This is a genomic window from Rhizobium sp. X9, assembly GCF_018873185.1.
Taxonomy (GTDB): Bacteria; Pseudomonadota; Alphaproteobacteria; order Rhizobiales; family Rhizobiaceae; genus Agrobacterium; species Agrobacterium oryzihabitans.
This window is the reverse complement of sequence record NZ_CP071312.1, coordinates 405237-420235: the sequence shown is the minus strand read 5'-3', so window position 1 is coordinate 420235 and position 14999 is coordinate 405237. Positions and strand designations below refer to the sequence as shown.

The following is a 14999-nucleotide window of genomic DNA, read 5'->3' as shown; positions in this document are numbered from 1 at the left end:
GGGCAGCACCTTAAAAGCGCGACAGTTTCCGTTCCTACGCCGGCATGACCCGGATCAGGTTCAAGGGTCCGGCTCATCGCCATCTCAGCACCGTCAGGTGCTCCCCTCGGAATGGGTCGGAAACTGTCGCTTTTTTAGCTGGCTGTCAACGGCTCAGATGCTGCGAAGCTGTTCAAACAGCTGCCGATGGCTGCTATCGGCGCGATAGAAGACAGCCGGTTGGCCAAGCGGCGCTTCGACGGTCGCCTCGCGCCCGCCGGGATGATGCTCGCCGCTCCACAAATGCACCCATTCCCCGTTGCCGGGAAGATAGAGCGTGCGCTGCCCTTCTCCGGCTTTCCAGACAGGTGCGACCAGCATATCGGCTCCGTAGAGATAGCAGTCCTGGAGGGTGTAGGTCTGCTGGTCATCCTCGTAATGAAGGAAAAGCGGGCGCTGCACAGGCAGTCCGGTCCTGGCCGCTTCGGCGGAAAGCGATTTCAGGTAGGGGGCGAGTGCGGTGTAGACGGTCGTCATGCGGGCGAAATGGGAAAGAACCGCGTCGTCCTGGTCGATCTGGAGGTTGTCGCGCGGGCGGTTGCCCTCATGGGTGCGCATGACGGGGGTGAAGGCGGCCATTTCCGCCCAGCGCATGATGAGTTCCGCTGTTCTGACATTGCCGAACAGGCTGGTATATCCGCCAATATCGGAATGGTGATAGGCGTTGCCCATGAGGCCGGAAGAGAGCGCGCCGCAGATGACGGTGACAAGGCCGTCGTGACGGGAGAAATCGACCGACTGGTCGCCGCCCCAGATGAGCGGGCAATGGGCCTGCACGCCGGTGAAGCCTGCCCGCATGAAGAACAGCGCCTCGCCAGTCTTGCCGCGACTTTCGACGCCTTTCGCATTGACCTCGGCCCAGAGTGTGGGCCAGGCATTATGCATCAGCTTGGCGTCGATGCCGTTCGACAGAGTGATGTCGATCGGCAGATATTCGCCGAAATCGGCCATCCAGCCGGAAAGGCCGAAATCCAGCATGTTCCTGCCGATGATCTCCTCGGCAAACCATTCGGCTGCGGCCGGATTGGTAAAATCGACCACGCCGCAATCGAATTCGCCGAAATCCACCAGCGCCGTCTTGCCGTCCGCGCCGGTGGCGAAATAACCGGCCGCTTCGGCCACGGGGAAAAGCGGTCCGTCGACGCAGAGATAGGGGTTCACGTAACCCAGAAAGCGGACGTCCTGATCGGCAAGCTCGGCTATCTTCTGGCGAAGATGCGGATAGCGGGTGTCATTGGCCTGCCAGTCCCAGAAAAGGCGCGCGCCGAAGGATGTCTGGCGAAGCCCCACCCAGTCCTCGCACCACAGGCCTGAGACCTTCGTTCCAGCCGCGCGGATTTTTTCCAGCCGGGCAAAGGAATTGGCGCCGTCTTTTAACCCGATGATCGCGCCATTATAGACCCATTCCGGCAGTTCCGGCTGGCGACCGAACCGCAGCGAGAGGGCGGAAACGATATCGGTGAAATGATCGCCCGCGAAGAATTCGATACGCTCCGGGATCGTCCAGATCTCGATTTCGTGGAAATCGGCATTGCGGAAATCGAAGACCGAATAGGCGGTGGTTTCCACATGCAGCGCATATTTGCGCGAGGAGAGATAGGTCGGCTGCGGGTAGTTGGTGTTGTAATAGTCACCACCCGCCTTGCCGCTGACATCCGACTTGAAGGTGATTTCCGTTGTCTTGTCGCGGCCGACACCGGGCTCCGACGTCCAGAGCGGGAAACGCCGGCCGCGCATGTCGAAATAGGACATTTGTTCGCCGCCGCCCCAGACATGCTCATCCGTTTCCGCGACGACCCGCAGCCACATGCGGTTTATGGTCTCATCCAGCGCCGTGAACTGAATGGCATTGCCGTTCAGTGTAAGGCGAAGGCGTGGGGCCTGTCCGGGTGCGGAGGAAAACGTGACGCTATCGCCGCTGACTTCGGCATGGCGCAGCGCGGTTCGTTCGATGACATAGTCTTCGATATCGAAATTGCCGCGATACATCTCCATCCGCTCCTTGCCGAAGCCGGCAAAGATGGCCGGGTTCTCAGGCGAATGGGAAAGGATGATGCGGCCGCCGATTGCAAGCGTGAAGCCGTTGCTGGTCTTTTCGAATGACATGATTGTACCTGTTTAGCCCTTGAGACCGCCGGCGGTGAGGCCGGAGACAACGCGTTCCTGAAAGATGACGATCAGGATGGCGACCGGCACGATGCCGACCACAAGCGCCGCCGAGATGACGGGCCAGGGGAAAGCGAACTCGCCCTGATAAAGCTGAATGCCGACCGGCAGCGTGCGCAGTGCTGGATTGGAATTGAAGGAAAGCGCCAGCAGGAATTCGTCCCAGGCATTCACGAAAGCAAGAATGCCGGCGGTGAATACGCCCGGTGCGCAGAGCGGCACCACCACCTTGAACAGCGCGCCGATGCGGGTGCAGCCATCGATCATGGCGGCGTTTTCCAGATCGCGCGGGATGCTTTCGAAGAAGGACACCAGCATCAGCGTGCAGACCGGCAGGGAGAGCACGGTGTAAGGCAGGATCAGCGCCGTCCAGCTATTGAGCAGGTTGAGCGCGCGCATGATTTCGAACAGCGGCACCAGCAGCGTCACTAGCGGGAATGTGGAAACGGCGATGATGAGCGAGAGGATCAGCGCCCGGTATTTGAGGTCAAGCCGCGCCAGCGCGTAAGCCGCCAGCACCGAAATCAGGATGGTGAGTGCGGTTGAAAGAAGCGCCACCATGAAGCTGTTGAAGAGAAACAGATGCAGCGGCTGGTCGGAAAAAGCCTGCATGTAATTGGCAAGCGTCGGTGCATGCGGAAACCATGTGATCGGTTTGACCGTCAGTTCCGCTTCGGTTTTCAGCGAGGTGAACAGGATCCAGATTGCCGGAAACAGGCCATTGACCAGCAATATGGAGGCCGCAATGAAGCGCAGCGGCTTGCCGGAAAAGAAGGAGGACAGGCCGGAGGAGGTCGCAACGGTGCTCATGGGATCAGTCCTTCGTCCGGATAATGCGGAGATAAACGGCGGTGACGCACATGGAGAGCGCAAACATCATGACCGCCAGCGCCGAACCGTAACCGAGATCGAGGAAGGAAACGGTGTTCTGGTGAATATACATGGCAAGCGTCGTGGTGGATGTGCCGGGTCCGCCGCCGGTCATCATGTAAGGGATATCAAAGGTCTGCAGCGCCGTGATCGTGCGGAAGATGAGGGCAACGACGATCGAGGGCTTGAGCAGCGGCAGCGTGATCTCGAAGAATTGCCTGAGCTTGCCGGCGCCATCCACATCGGCCGCTTCATAAAGCGAGCGCGGAATGGTCTGCAGCCCGGCAAGGATCATCAGCGCCATGAAGGAGGAGGTCTTCCAGATGATGGTCAGGCAGATGGCTGCAAAGGCCCAGTTCGGCGAGTTGAACCAGATGATGCCTTCAAAACCCAGCCGGTTCAGCACGTCGTTGACCACGCCATATTCGTAATGGAAGAACCATGCGAAGATGAGGCCGGCAAAGGACAGCGGCAGCGCCCACGGAATGAGCAGCGACAGGCGCATCGGCCACTGCATGGAAAAGGGCAGGTTGGCGAGCAGTGCCAGCCCGAGCCCCATGAACAGCGCGCCCGGCACGGTGATCAGCGTTATCAACACCGTGTTCCAGGTCGTTTCCCAGAAGATCGGGTCATCGAGCATCGCCGTGTAGTTTTCAAAACCGATGAATTCCGCCGGCAGGCCCGAGGTCAGCGAAAGGCTGAAAAACGAGGTATAAACGAGCCGCGCCACCGGATAGACGATGATGAGCGAGAGAAGAATGGCCGCAGGCGCCAGCAAAAGCACGGCAAGCGACCGGTCGCCGAGATCGAGCCACCGCGTCCAGCGCGGCTGCGGTTTCTCGTCCACCCTGACCATCGTTCGTTCCGGCATCGTCACGTCTGCCACTCCCGCAACTGGATTCACGTCATCGTCTCCCGATCGGACCGGTTAAGACCCGGCCCGTTTATCGCACCGCTTGCGCGGTTTTCACTGGTTCGATCAAAGCGGCCGGAAAGGGCATGGCAGGCATGCCGCTCCCCGGCCCTGAAGCTTAGCGCAGCACGCGCCGCAGACGGCTTTCCATCTGCTTTGCGCCGTCCTCCGGCGTCATCACACCCGCAAGCACGCCGTTGACGGTGGTGCGGATGGTTTCGCTGACCTCGTTGTAACGCGGCGTGACGGGGCGGGCCTTTGCCGTTTCGACGACGGGAAGGGCGTCCGCAAACCACGGGATCGCCTTGGTGACATCGGCATCCTTGTAGAGCGAGGCATAGGTGGGCAGCAGCGTGGCGTTGATGGCCATGAATTTCGACACATCCTGACTGGAGAGATATTCCACCAGCTTCTTTGCTTCATCCTGCTGCTTGGAATAGGCGGACACGCCGAATTCCCAGCCGCCGAGGCAGGTCGTCTGTTCACCGCCCTTGACGGCCGGCAGGCGGGCGACGCCGACCTTGTCATTCACCTGCGATTCCTTGCCCTGGAAATGGGTCCACGCGTAAGACCAGTTGACGGCGAAGAGAACCTTGCCCGCCTGGAATTCCTTGCGCGTGTCGTCGGTCGCCACTTCGGAAATATTCTTCTTCGAAATGCCTTCGTCGACGAAGCTCTTCCAGAGCTTCAGCGAATCCACGGCCGCCTGATTGTCGAAGTTCAGCTTGCCATTTTCGACCAGCGACTTGCCTCCGCTCCAGTAGGGTAGCAGGAATGTGCAGACGGCGCCTTCGATTGCCTTGCCCTGGAAGGAGAGACCTTGAAGTTCAGGGTTCTTTTCGCCTTCCATCACTTTCTTGGAGGCTTCCTTCAGCTCGTCCCAGGTGGTCGGCGGCTGGATGCCGTATTTGTCCAGCAGATCCTTGCGGTAATAAAGGAACATGGAATCGGCGAAGGCCGGCAATGCCACGATCTTGCCGTCCACGGTGTTGGCTTCGGCATAGGTCGGCAGATAGGCCGACATGTCCTTGCCGGAGAAGTCGCTGGTCCAGCCGGCAGTGGCGAATTGCGCGGGACGGATGACGTCGAGCATCAGCACGTCGAGGCTGGAATCCTTGGCCGACATGACGGTGTTGAGATATTGCGCCTGCATTTCGGACGTATTGCCGCCGGTCTCGATCACCACTTTCACGCCGGGCGTCTTCGCCTCATATTGATCGAGCGCCTTGCGCCAGACATCGGGCTGGTGCTGGCTGGAAACGAAGACTTTGAGTTCGGCGTCGGCGAAGGCCTGTCCCGAAAAGGTGAGCATGGTCGCGCAGAGCGCTGCCCCCGTGATGGCTTTAAATTTCATGTTTTCCTCCCGTTATATAAATCTTTGGCCGGGCCGGTTGCGGCCCTGGCCGGTCAGTGAATGGAGCGTTCCGTCGCAGTGTCGAAAAGATGGACCTTGGACGGATCGACGCCGATCTTCAGCTCCTCGTTCGGTGCGGGTCGGAGCTGCGGCGGCATCCTTGCGGTGAGCGCCGCATCGCCAAGGCTGAAATGCACCAGCGTATCGGAGCCGAGCGGCTCCACCACCTGCACCTTGACGGCAAGCTGCGTATCGAAGCCCTCGGCGGGGCCGAAATGTTCCGGGCGAATGCCGACGATGACCTCCCGTCCATCGAGCGCCGCTTCGCGGGAAGGCCGGATGGCCGCCATCGGCAGGGAATTGCCGTCGGCAAAGGCAAGCCTGTCGCCGGTGACCCTGGCGCGGGCGAAATTCATGGCGGGAGCGCCGACGAAACCGCCGACGAACACGCTTTCCGGTCGGTTATAAACCTCATCCGGTGTGCCGACCTGCTCGATGTCGCCGCCGCGCAGGATGACGATGCGGTCAGCCAGCGTCATGGCCTCCACCTGATCGTGGGTGACATAGATGATCGTGGTGCCGAGCTGCTGGTGCAGACGCTTGATTTCCGTGCGCACCTGGCCGCGCAGCTTGGCGTCGAGGTTGGAAAGGGGTTCGTCGAACAGGAACACCTGCGGGCGGCGCACGATGGCGCGGCCCATGGCCACGCGCTGGCGCTGGCCGCCGGAAAGCTGGCCCGGCCGCCGGTCCAGAAGATGCTCGATACCGAGCATCCTTGCCGCCTCGTCGATGCTGGCATTGGCCTGCGATGCGCTGACGCCGCGCACCTTCAGGCTGAAGCCCATGTTCTCGCGCACCGTCTTGTGCGGATAAAGTGCATAGTCCTGAAACACCATGGCGATGTCGCGTTCGCGCGGCGGCAGCTTGTTGACGACGCGATCACCGATCATGACCTCGCCGCCGCTGATGCTTTCAAGCCCCGCGACCATGCGCAGCGTCGTGGATTTGCCGCAGCCGGAAGGGCCGACGAAAACCACGAATTCACCATCGTTGATTTCAAGGTCGATGCCCTTGACGATGCGCAGGGCACCGTAACTCTTGTCCAGCTTGCGCAGGCTGACCGAAGCCATATTTTCCTCCTCACGACCGGCGCGTCCAAAATCCGGATGGACGCAAAAGCCGGCATCAACCTTCAAGTTCCACGCATCGCATATTTGAAAAATCTGTCTCGATTGTCCGGCGATACCGTGGGATGGCTCAACGCCTGTCTCCCTAATTCCGTGATATTACCTTTCATAAAAAGGAAATCAATAGTGTATCAATTTTATTTCTGACAGAAATCAAAAACTATTAAGTCTTTGATTTAAAGAAATATATCCGCAAAATCCGGTGCGCGACAGGCTGCTGCTTCCTTGTCTGCCGTCAAATTTCCCCATCGGCGTGGATCACGCGTATTTCTCGCAAACTCAACGTATGCGAGAAACGTATCTTGCGACCGTGTGGTCAAACCATGTCCATGAGACTTCGGCAACGGCGCCATCCTGCGCCTGGCTCAACCGCAGCACGCGGGGTACGGGCGTGCCCGGTTTCTGGCCAAAGGGCGCAGGCGCCCATTCGGGGACTTCGCCCAGATCGATCCGGTCCTCTGCCTTGGAGATCCAGAGGTTGAGGCGTGTGCGATAGTAAAGATAGAGAGATTCCGACATGTTCTCGATGGCGATCGTGTCGACATAGGAGCCGTCCAGCCAGATTTCCTCGATAGCCGCCGGCTTTCCGGCAATGCGCCGGAGGCGGCGGATGCGATGTCCTTCCGCCGATGTACCGAAAGCGGGAAGGGTGGAAGGCTTGGCAAGGCGCGCGACATCCAGAACCTCCGCCGTCGGCAGGCCGCCACCCTCGATCATCTCGAGGCGAAAGAAAGCATAGACGCTTTGCGGGTCGCTGACGGCGCGAATGTAATTGCCCGAACCCTGCACGCGCTCAAGGAGGCCGCGCTCCTGCAACTCCGCGAGCGATTTGCGAAGCGTGCCGACGGCAATGCCGAGATCGGCCGCCATATCGCGCTCGGGCGCGAGTTTCTCGCCGTCTATCAGTCGACCCGCCGCCACCTCGCGCACCAGCATTTCCGCGATCTGCAGATACATGGGCAGGCTGCCGCCAGTGTGTTTCATGATGCCGTTTCCTCCCCGAAACAAAAATTGATACATCATTGATTTACATATTTCTTGATGTTATGCAAGAAAAACGAGAGCGGCTTTGAGGAGGAATTGAATGACCGTCGTACCCGTAACATCCGCTGATCTCGATGCTGCCGAGGTCTCCTGGTTTTCCGCTTTGTGTTCCGATGATTACGCCTATCTCGGCGTGCCGGACGGTAGCCTGCGCTCCAGTTTCGACCATTGCTCCGACATCGTCAAAAAGGCTGAAGAACTCGGTTTCCGCAATATCCTCTGCCCCTCTTCCTATCAGGTCGGGCAGGATACGCTGAGTTTCGTCGCCGGCTGTGCGCCGATCAGCGACCGCATCAATTTCCTTGCCGCGATCCGCTGCGGCGAGATGCAGCCGATCATGCTGGCGCGCACGGTCGCCACGCTCGATCACATGCTGAAGGGTCGCCTGACGCTCAACGTCATCAGTTCCGATTTTCCTGGTGAGGTGGCCGACAGCGCGTTTCGTTATAAGCGCAGCCATGAGGTCGTGGAGATCCTGCGCCAGGCCTGGACGCGTGACACCATCGACCATGACGGTGAAATCTACCAGTTCAAGGGTATTTCAACCGAGCCGGCGCGGCCTTATCAGCAGAATGGCGGTCCGCTGCTCTATTTCGGCGGTTATTCGCCGGACGCGCTGGAGCTTTGCGGCGCGCAATGCGACGTCTATCTGATGTGGCCCGAAACGAAGGACCAGCTGGCAGACCGCATGCGCGCCGCCAATGAGCGTGCAGCCGCCCATGGCCGCACGCTGGATTACGGCCTGCGTGTCCATATGGTGGTGCGCGATACCGAACAGGAAGCACGGGAATATGCCGAGCATCTTGTCTCGAAGCTCGATGACGAATATGGGCAACTGATCCGCAACCGCGCGCATGACAGCGGTTCGCTCGGTGTGTCGCATCAGGCGCGTGCCCGCGAACTGGCCGACAAGTTCGGTTATGTCGAACCCAACCTGTGGACCGGCATCGGTCGGGCACGGTCGGGCTGTGGCGCGGCGCTGGTCGGTTCGACCGACAAGGTCCTGTCGGCGCTGGAGGAGTACCAGAAGATGGGCATTCGTGCCTTCATTCTTTCCGGTTATCCGCATCTCGATGAGGCGGAGCACTTCGGCACCAAGGTTCTGCCGCAGATGAAAACCTGCTCCCTGCCGCATGCTTACGGCCGGGTGCCTTCTGAAACACCTGCCACGCCGCTCGGCAACGGGGAACGCCACTGATGGAACGTATCGCTCTTTCTGAAAACCTGGAACTCAGCCGCATCGTTTACGGCATGTGGCGCATCGGCGACGATGCGGACACCTCGCCCGCCCATGTGCAGGCAAAGATCGAAGCCTGCCTGGCGCAGGGCATCACCACCATGGATCAGGCCGATATCTACGGCGGATACACGGCGGAAGCTATTCTCGGCGCGGGCCTGAAGGCTGCGCCCGGACTGCGCGACAAGATCGAAATCGTCACCAAATGCGGCATCGTGGCGCCGGCTGGACGTCACGCCGCCGCCCGCGTCAAGCATTACGATACGACGGCTGGCCATATCAACGCCTCGGTCGAGGCCTCGCTACGTGATATGGGAACGGATCATGTTGATCTGCTGCTCATTCACCGGCCCGATCCGCTGATCGACGCGGAAGAAACCGGCAAGGCGCTCGATGCACTGGTGGCGTCGGGCAAGGTCAAGGCCGTGGGCGTTTCCAATTTTCGCCCGTGGGATTTCTCGTTGCTGCAATCGGCCATGGAAAACCGGCTCGTCACGAACCAGATCGAAATGAGCCTTCTTGCCACCGATAGCTTCACCAATGGCGATCTGGCCTTCCTGCAGGAAAAGCGCGTTTCGCCAATGGCATGGTCGCCGCTTGGCGGTGGCTCGCTATTCTCCGGCGCACATGGTGGAACGATGGCTGCCCTGCAGCGCATTGGCAAGGAGCAGGGCGTCGATGCCACCGCTGTCGCCATTGCCTGGCTGCTGCGGCATCCGGCAAAGATAGTGCCGGTGCTAGGCACCAACAACATTCAGCGCATTAAAACGGCGGCTGATGCTCTCAGCGTCACGATCGACCGCCAGACCTGGTTTGAGCTCTACACACTTGCAACCGGAAGCGAGGTGCCGTGATGACAGTCGCAGAAGCGATCAAAATGCCCAATGAGCATGTATTTGTTCCCGGCGGCGAAAACAGCCGCAGCTTTCGCAACGCGCTCGGCGCTTTCACCACCGGCGTCACCGTGGTGACGGCAACGACGCCCGAAGGGCCGATCGGCATGACGGTCAACAGCTTCGCGTCGGTTTCGCTCGATCCGCCGCTGGTGCTGTGGTCGCCGGCAAAAAGTTCGTCCCGCTATTCGGCCTTCAGCGGTGCCACCCATTTCGCCATCCATGTGCTGAGCGCCGATCAGGACGTGCTGAGCGCCCGCTTCACCCGCAACGGCCGCGCCTTTGACGATCTGGACTGGGAAATGAATGACGAAGGCGTTCCGGTCATTCCCGGCACGCTCGCCCGTTTCGAATGCCGGCAGGCCGCCGCCCATGATGCGGGTGACCATACCATCATCGTCGGCGAAGTGCTGCGCGCAGCCCATCGCGATGGCGAACCCCTTTGTTTTTCAGGCGGTACCTTCGGCCGGTTTTCGAAACAATAGGCAGAGTGGGATTTTTCGCCCGGTCTGCGGCGAGATCCTGTTACTCCGGCCATCTATTGCTTATTTCACGGAGCACGCCTGTCGTGCTCCGTTTTTGTTTTCGTCTGCCAGTAAAAAACACGCTTTCCGCTATTCATACTGGAAATCATCTTTCAAACTGGCCTAGTTGATCTCATTCAACAAAATGATTCGCTTCGATCGAAGGAAGACCGCACGCCGCGCGGGTGAGGGAGACTGAATGTCCGCTTGTTTCTGCCATGTTTCGGAAGGGGAAACCTGTCCGACAGCAGAAATGCGCGCAGTAGCGCCGAGCCGGTTTTTCGTCCGTGGTACAACAGGTCTATTTTTCCTGACATTTTCCCTTGTCGCCGTGCCGCATGCTGTCGCCGAAACTTTGCGCTGGACCGGGGCCGATGGGGGCGACTGGTCGACCGACGCGGACTGGGGGCCCTCGCGCCGGGTACCGAATGCCGGCGATGATGTGATGATCAATTCCTACGGCCCGGTCATTACCATTGGTACGAGTGCTGAAGCCCATGAATTGTTGATAGGCACCGTACCAAGCGCCGGTACGCTGGTCGTGCAGGGCGACTTGCGGACAAATTCAGTTGTTCTCGGCACAGCCAGTGGCGCGTCCGGCACTGCGAATTTTATCGGTGCGAACTGGGTGAATGATGGCGACGTCTCCATCGGTGGCAGCGGCACGGGCAGCGTTTTCCTTTTACACGGCACGACGGCGTCGTCGGAGAATATACTTATTGGAGGAAGTGGGACTGGAAACGGTTCCCTCAAGCTCGATAATTCATCCTCCCTCACAGCGTCCGACACTGTTTTTGTGGGCAATGGCGGCGGGTCGTCTTCCGGAGCTGGCGGAAGTGGCAGCCTGGATGTGCTAGGCGCCAGTGCTCTCTACAGCGTGAGAGGCGTTCTGGCCGAGGACCCCGGCACGACGGGAACCGCACTGGTTTCCGGAGAGGACAGCCGGTGGACGATGTCTGGGGATATGGTCGTTGGTGAAGCAGGTGTTGGCACGCTCACCGTCACCGGAGGTGGCACAGTCTTCAGTCAGACGACAACGATAATTGCCAATCTGGCTTCTGCGGACGGAAGTTCTATCACGGTGAGCCGTCTGAACTCTTCACTGCAAAGCGGCGGAGCACTTGTCGTCGGCAATTCGGGCGCTGCGAAGCTTCTGGTCGAGGCTGCGGGGACCGTCACCAGTGGCGGGGCCATTATCGGCCGCCATTCGGCGAGTGAGGCGACCGTGACCGGCGACGGCTCCAACTGGAGGACCGGCAATCTGCAGATCGGCGGCGACACCGCCGATCCGGGCGGTGCCGCTGGCAATGGCAAGCTCAACGTCCTGGCAGGTGGCTCCGTGGATAGCACGGCGGCGCAACTCGGAGTTGTGGCGAGCGCGACCGGCGCTGCCGTTGTGGATGGGCAGCGGTCGATCTGGACAGTCGAGCGTGGCGATCTCGAAATAGGGGTAAATGGCACGGGTTTGCTGGAGGTCACCGGCGGCGGCCGTGTCGATGCCGCGAATATCATTATCGGAACAAACGCCGGTGGCACTGGCTCCGCGCGGGTATCCGGGGCAGGCAGCCAATTGCAAAGCCGTGCCGATCTCAATGTCGGCCTTTACGGCAATGGCTCCATGACCGTTGAGGCCGGTGGCGTGGTCGAAAGCCGCGACGGCTATGTGGCGGCCCATGGCGGTTCCACTTCCACGGTAACGGTGACCGGTGGTGGGTCGAGCTGGGCGATGGCCGGAACGTTTTTTGTCGGATACGGAGGCGGGGCCGCAGGAAATGTGTCGGTCAGCGCCGGTGGCGGTATCAAAGCGGCCAAGGTCATGCTCGGTGATCTTGCCGGTTCCTCCGGCACGATGACGATCACAGGAACGGGTTCGAACGTCACCGCTTATGTCGACAACGGCGTTGTAAACTCCGGCTCCGTCGATGTTGGCTTTGAAGGTTCCGGCAGCTTGACCGTTATGAACGGCGGATCGCTTGATGCCTATGATCTCTATGCAGGCAGTGCGGCTGGATCGAATGGTACCGTTCTCGTCAGCGGTGTGGGGTCGCGTCTTGCGGTTGGCAACCTTATGGTCATCGGCGATGCCGGAACCGGCTCCGTTGAGATAACCGGTGGCGCTGAACTGGCTGCGCCCACTATTCTCATTGCTGCTTCGGCGGGTTCCACAGGGGTGTTGAACATCGGTGCGGCCTCCGGGCAAACCGCCCGTTCCGCCGGTGCCTTGGAAGCTCGCACGATCGCCTTCGGTGCCGGCAACGGCAGCATCGTTTTCAATCATTCCGAGACCGACTATACGCTCTCAGCCGATATCTCAGGCGCAGGCAAAGTCGTTGTCGAAGGTGGCGTCACGACGCTTGCCGGCAATAACAGCTATTCCGGTGGCACCACAATTTCTGCGGGCACGCTGAAAGGCACCGCAAAAAGCTTCGGCTCGGGGGGCATCGCCAATGATGCGCAACTTGTCGTCGATGGCGCAGGCGCGCTTTCCAATGTCATCAGCGGTACTGGCACTTTTGAAAAGACCGGCGAAGGCAATCTGGTTCTGACCGGAAACAGCACGTATACGGGCGTCACCGCGGTTTCCTCTGGAAAGCTCAGCGTCAATGGCTCACTTTCAAGCGCTGTTTCTGTCGGCAGCGGAGCGACGCTTGGTGGTTCCGGCAGCATCGGCGGTTTGACCGTCGGCTCTGGTGGCACGCTTGCGCCCGGCAATTCGATCGGCACGCTGACTTCCACGGGCAATGCAACATTTGCAAGTGGCTCCAGCTATGCGGTCGAAATCGACGCTGCCGGCAATTCCGACCGGCTTGCCGTGACGGGAACCATCACCATCGACAATGATGTCAGCCTCGTCGTCACACCGCTGACGAACCATTCAGCCTTTAGCCTCGGCACCCGTTATTCGATCCTGACGGCAACGGGTGGAATTACCGGTACATTTTCAAGTATCGACGAAAATTTCGTCTATCTGACCGCAAGAGTAGCCCGGAGTACCGATGACGGCACCACCTATCTTTCCTTTCACCGGGCATCGCCGGATGCCGGCTTCCTGGCCGCCGCAACGTCTACCGCGAATGCGCGCGCGGCCGCCAATGCCATAGAGGCGCTTGGGGAAAGCTCGCCGCTCTATGGGGCGGCCGTGTTTCTGCAGCAGGGCGAAACGCAATCCGCCTTCTCGCAGCTTGCCGGGGAAATTCACCCCTCGCTCGCCATGGCGCTGATCAATCGCAGCGGGCAGACCCGGGATGTCATTCTCAGCCGGCTGCGCAGTGCCTTCGAGGGCGTCGATGCGCGTCCGATCCTGCCGGTCGCTTATGCGGAAGGTGGATCAAACCCGTTTGACTTTGACGAGGGTTCCCTCACATTCTGGTCGAGCGGGTTCGGGTCGCGCGCACGTATCGACGGGGACGGAAACGGCGCGGCAACCGATGTAAAGGGCGGCGGTGTTCTTTTCGGCGTTGATGGAGAATTCGGCGATGGCTGGCGCGGCGGTGTAGCGGCCGGCTACGGCCACGACAATATCAGCGAGGGCGCACTTGCTGCGTCGGCGGATGTGGACAGCTATTATCTGGCCGCCTATGCCGGCACGGCCATCGGTCCCGCCTCCCTTCGGCTCGGCGCAATCCACGCCTTTCAGGATGTCGAAACCCGCCGGGCTGTTTCCTTTTCGACGCTGAAGGAGGAGCTCAGCGCCGGCTACAATGCCTCCACCACCCAGGTCTTTGCGGAAGGCGCCTGGCGTTTCGATTTCGACCTTACCCATATCGAGCCCTACGCCAATATCGGCTATGTGAATACGCGCACGGACGCTTTCCAGGAGAAAGGCGGCATCGCCGCCGTTTCTGCCGGCTCTGCCAACCAAGGTCAGTTCTACACGACGCTCGGTGCGCGCATCAGCCGCGATATCGCGCTCGAAGGCATGCTCGGCCGCGCTATGTTCGATCTGGCATGGCGTCACAATTACGGCGATCCGACAATCGGCGGCACGTTGTTTTATGAGGGCGGCAGTTCCTTTTCCGTTACAAGTTCTGCAAGGGCGCGCGATGAGGCATTGCTGAATTTGGGGCTGAGCTACGATCTTAATCCATCCGCGACCTTGACGTTCCGCTACGGCGCGGTTTTCGGGTCAGGTTTGCTGGATCAATCCGCTTTTGCAGAACTGGGGGTTCGTTTCTGATGAAGCGCAGTCAAAACACGCTTGCAGCCCTCGCTGCTCTCCTTTTTGCTGGCGCGACAGCAGGTGGTGTACACGCGCAAGAGGTGGCCGCACCACTGCACGAGGTTTACGGAAACTGGCAGATTGCCTGCGCGGCGCCGGCGAAGAAAGAGGGTGGCGACCCGAATACCGCGGCGGCGGAAGGCGCAAAACCGCTTTGCGCCATCGCGCAGGTTCAGCTTGAGGAAAAGACGCGCAAGCTGGTCGTTTCCGCCGAATTCCGGCTTGATGATGTCGCCAGGCAGGACAAGCTCTCCGGCACCTTCGTCATGCCTTTCGGGCTTGCCGTCACAAAGCTGTTTTCGGTGAAATCGGGAAATGTGCGGTTGCAGGAAGTGCAGGTCAGTACCTGCCTGCCGGTGGGCTGCATCGTTACCTTCACGCCCTTTGTCGAGCTTGTTTCGGCGCTAAAGGCCGGCAAGACCCTGACAGTCGAGGCCCCTGATCTGCAAGGCCGCACGGTTTCTTTTCAGCTTCAGGCGGAAGGTTTTTCCGAGGCGCTCAAGCGCCTCGAAAGTCTGCGTTGAAAAAAGCAGGTCCGGTCTAAACGGAATCC

At 60.0% G+C, this 14999-nt stretch carries 11 protein-coding genes and 1 riboswitch; of the genes, 5 read left to right on the top strand and 6 right to left on the bottom strand.

What is annotated here, in order from left to right; all coding sequences use genetic code 11:
* Window positions 1-14: 14 nt before the first annotated feature.
* Window positions 15-117, bottom strand: a riboswitch (TPP riboswitch).
* Window positions 118-153: 36 nt separating this feature from the next.
* The 6 genes from JZY08_RS16920 to JZY08_RS16895 all read right to left on the bottom strand — a co-directional run bounded on the left by JZY08_RS16920 (window position 154) and on the right by JZY08_RS16895 (window position 7513).
* Window positions 154-2145, bottom strand: coding sequence for an alpha-glucosidase (locus JZY08_RS16920; RefSeq protein WP_216332692.1), 1992 nt, complete (start codon window positions 2143-2145; stop codon window positions 154-156).
* A 12-nt stretch (window positions 2146-2157) separates the two neighbouring features.
* Window positions 2158-3015 (bottom strand): carbohydrate ABC transporter permease, encoded by an 858-nt coding sequence (locus JZY08_RS16915; protein WP_003500737.1) that lies wholly within the window; start codon window positions 3013-3015, stop codon window positions 2158-2160.
* A 4-nt stretch (window positions 3016-3019) separates the two neighbouring features.
* Entirely contained in the window at window positions 3020-3931 is a 912-nt protein-coding gene (locus JZY08_RS16910; RefSeq protein WP_003510821.1) for a carbohydrate ABC transporter permease, read from the bottom strand.
* A gap of 175 nt (window positions 3932-4106) precedes the next feature.
* Window positions 4107-5342 carry an ABC transporter substrate-binding protein gene (locus JZY08_RS16905; protein ID WP_216332690.1) on the bottom strand — a complete coding sequence of 412 codons (1236 nt, stop codon included), beginning with the start codon at window positions 5340-5342 and terminating at the stop codon, window positions 4107-4109.
* Window positions 5343-5395: 53 nt separating this feature from the next.
* On the bottom strand, window positions 5396-6472 hold the full coding sequence (locus JZY08_RS16900) for an ABC transporter ATP-binding protein (protein ID WP_216332688.1): 1077 nt from the start codon (window positions 6470-6472) through the stop codon (window positions 5396-5398).
* 336 nt (window positions 6473-6808) lie between these two features.
* Window positions 6809-7513 carry a GntR family transcriptional regulator gene (locus JZY08_RS16895; RefSeq protein ID WP_216332685.1) on the bottom strand — a complete coding sequence of 235 codons (705 nt, stop codon included), beginning with the start codon at window positions 7511-7513 and terminating at the stop codon, window positions 6809-6811.
* Between the two features lie 100 nt (window positions 7514-7613).
* On the opposite strand from JZY08_RS16895, the gene JZY08_RS16890 reads away from it, so the two are divergent.
* From JZY08_RS16890 to JZY08_RS16870, 5 genes are all read left to right on the top strand, one after another.
* The gene (locus JZY08_RS16890) at window positions 7614-8771 is read left to right on the top strand and encodes an LLM class flavin-dependent oxidoreductase (RefSeq protein WP_216332684.1); all 1158 of its coding nucleotides are present in this window, start codon (window positions 7614-7616) and stop codon (window positions 8769-8771) included.
* On the top strand, window positions 8771-9664 hold the full coding sequence (locus JZY08_RS16885) for an aldo/keto reductase family oxidoreductase (protein WP_216332683.1): 894 nt from the start codon (window positions 8771-8773) through the stop codon (window positions 9662-9664). Before JZY08_RS16890 ends, JZY08_RS16885 begins: the two co-directional genes overlap by 1 nt.
* Complete coding sequence (locus JZY08_RS16880) at window positions 9664-10188, top strand: flavin reductase family protein (protein WP_216332682.1); 525 nt, start codon at window positions 9664-9666, stop codon at window positions 10186-10188. Before JZY08_RS16885 ends, JZY08_RS16880 begins: the two co-directional genes overlap by 1 nt.
* Window positions 10189-10426: 238 nt before the next feature.
* Window positions 10427-14404 (top strand): autotransporter domain-containing protein, encoded by a 3978-nt coding sequence (locus JZY08_RS16875; RefSeq protein ID WP_216332681.1) that lies wholly within the window; start codon window positions 10427-10429, stop codon window positions 14402-14404.
* A complete protein-coding gene (locus JZY08_RS16870) occupies window positions 14404-14970 on the top strand; it encodes an invasion associated locus B family protein (RefSeq protein WP_216332680.1) in 567 nt (188 codons plus the stop codon). The genes JZY08_RS16875 and JZY08_RS16870 overlap by 1 nt, the downstream gene beginning before the upstream one ends.
* Window positions 14971-14999: the final 29 nt, after the last annotated feature.

Coding starts and splice junctions, on each gene's coding strand:
- JZY08_RS16905 (WP_216332690.1), bottom strand. CDS start 5,342: ATGAAATTTAAAGCCATCACGGGGGCAGCGCTCTGCGCGACCATGCTC.
- JZY08_RS16895 (WP_216332685.1), bottom strand. CDS start 7,513: ATGAAACACACTGGCGGCAGCCTGCCCATGTATCTGCAGATCGCGGAA.
- JZY08_RS16910 (WP_003510821.1), bottom strand. CDS start 3,931: ATGGTCAGGGTGGACGAGAAACCGCAGCCGCGCTGGACGCGGTGGCTC.
- JZY08_RS16870 (WP_216332680.1), top strand. CDS start 14,404: ATGAAGCGCAGTCAAAACACGCTTGCAGCCCTCGCTGCTCTCCTTTTT.
- JZY08_RS16920 (WP_216332692.1), bottom strand. CDS start 2,145: ATGTCATTCGAAAAGACCAGCAACGGCTTCACGCTTGCAATCGGCGGC.
- JZY08_RS16885 (WP_216332683.1), top strand. CDS start 8,771: ATGGAACGTATCGCTCTTTCTGAAAACCTGGAACTCAGCCGCATCGTT.
- JZY08_RS16915 (WP_003500737.1), bottom strand. CDS start 3,015: ATGAGCACCGTTGCGACCTCCTCCGGCCTGTCCTCCTTCTTTTCCGGC.
- JZY08_RS16880 (WP_216332682.1), top strand. CDS start 9,664: ATGACAGTCGCAGAAGCGATCAAAATGCCCAATGAGCATGTATTTGTT.
- JZY08_RS16875 (WP_216332681.1), top strand. CDS start 10,427: ATGTCCGCTTGTTTCTGCCATGTTTCGGAAGGGGAAACCTGTCCGACA.
- JZY08_RS16890 (WP_216332684.1), top strand. CDS start 7,614: ATGACCGTCGTACCCGTAACATCCGCTGATCTCGATGCTGCCGAGGTC.
- JZY08_RS16900 (WP_216332688.1), bottom strand. CDS start 6,472: ATGGCTTCGGTCAGCCTGCGCAAGCTGGACAAGAGTTACGGTGCCCTG.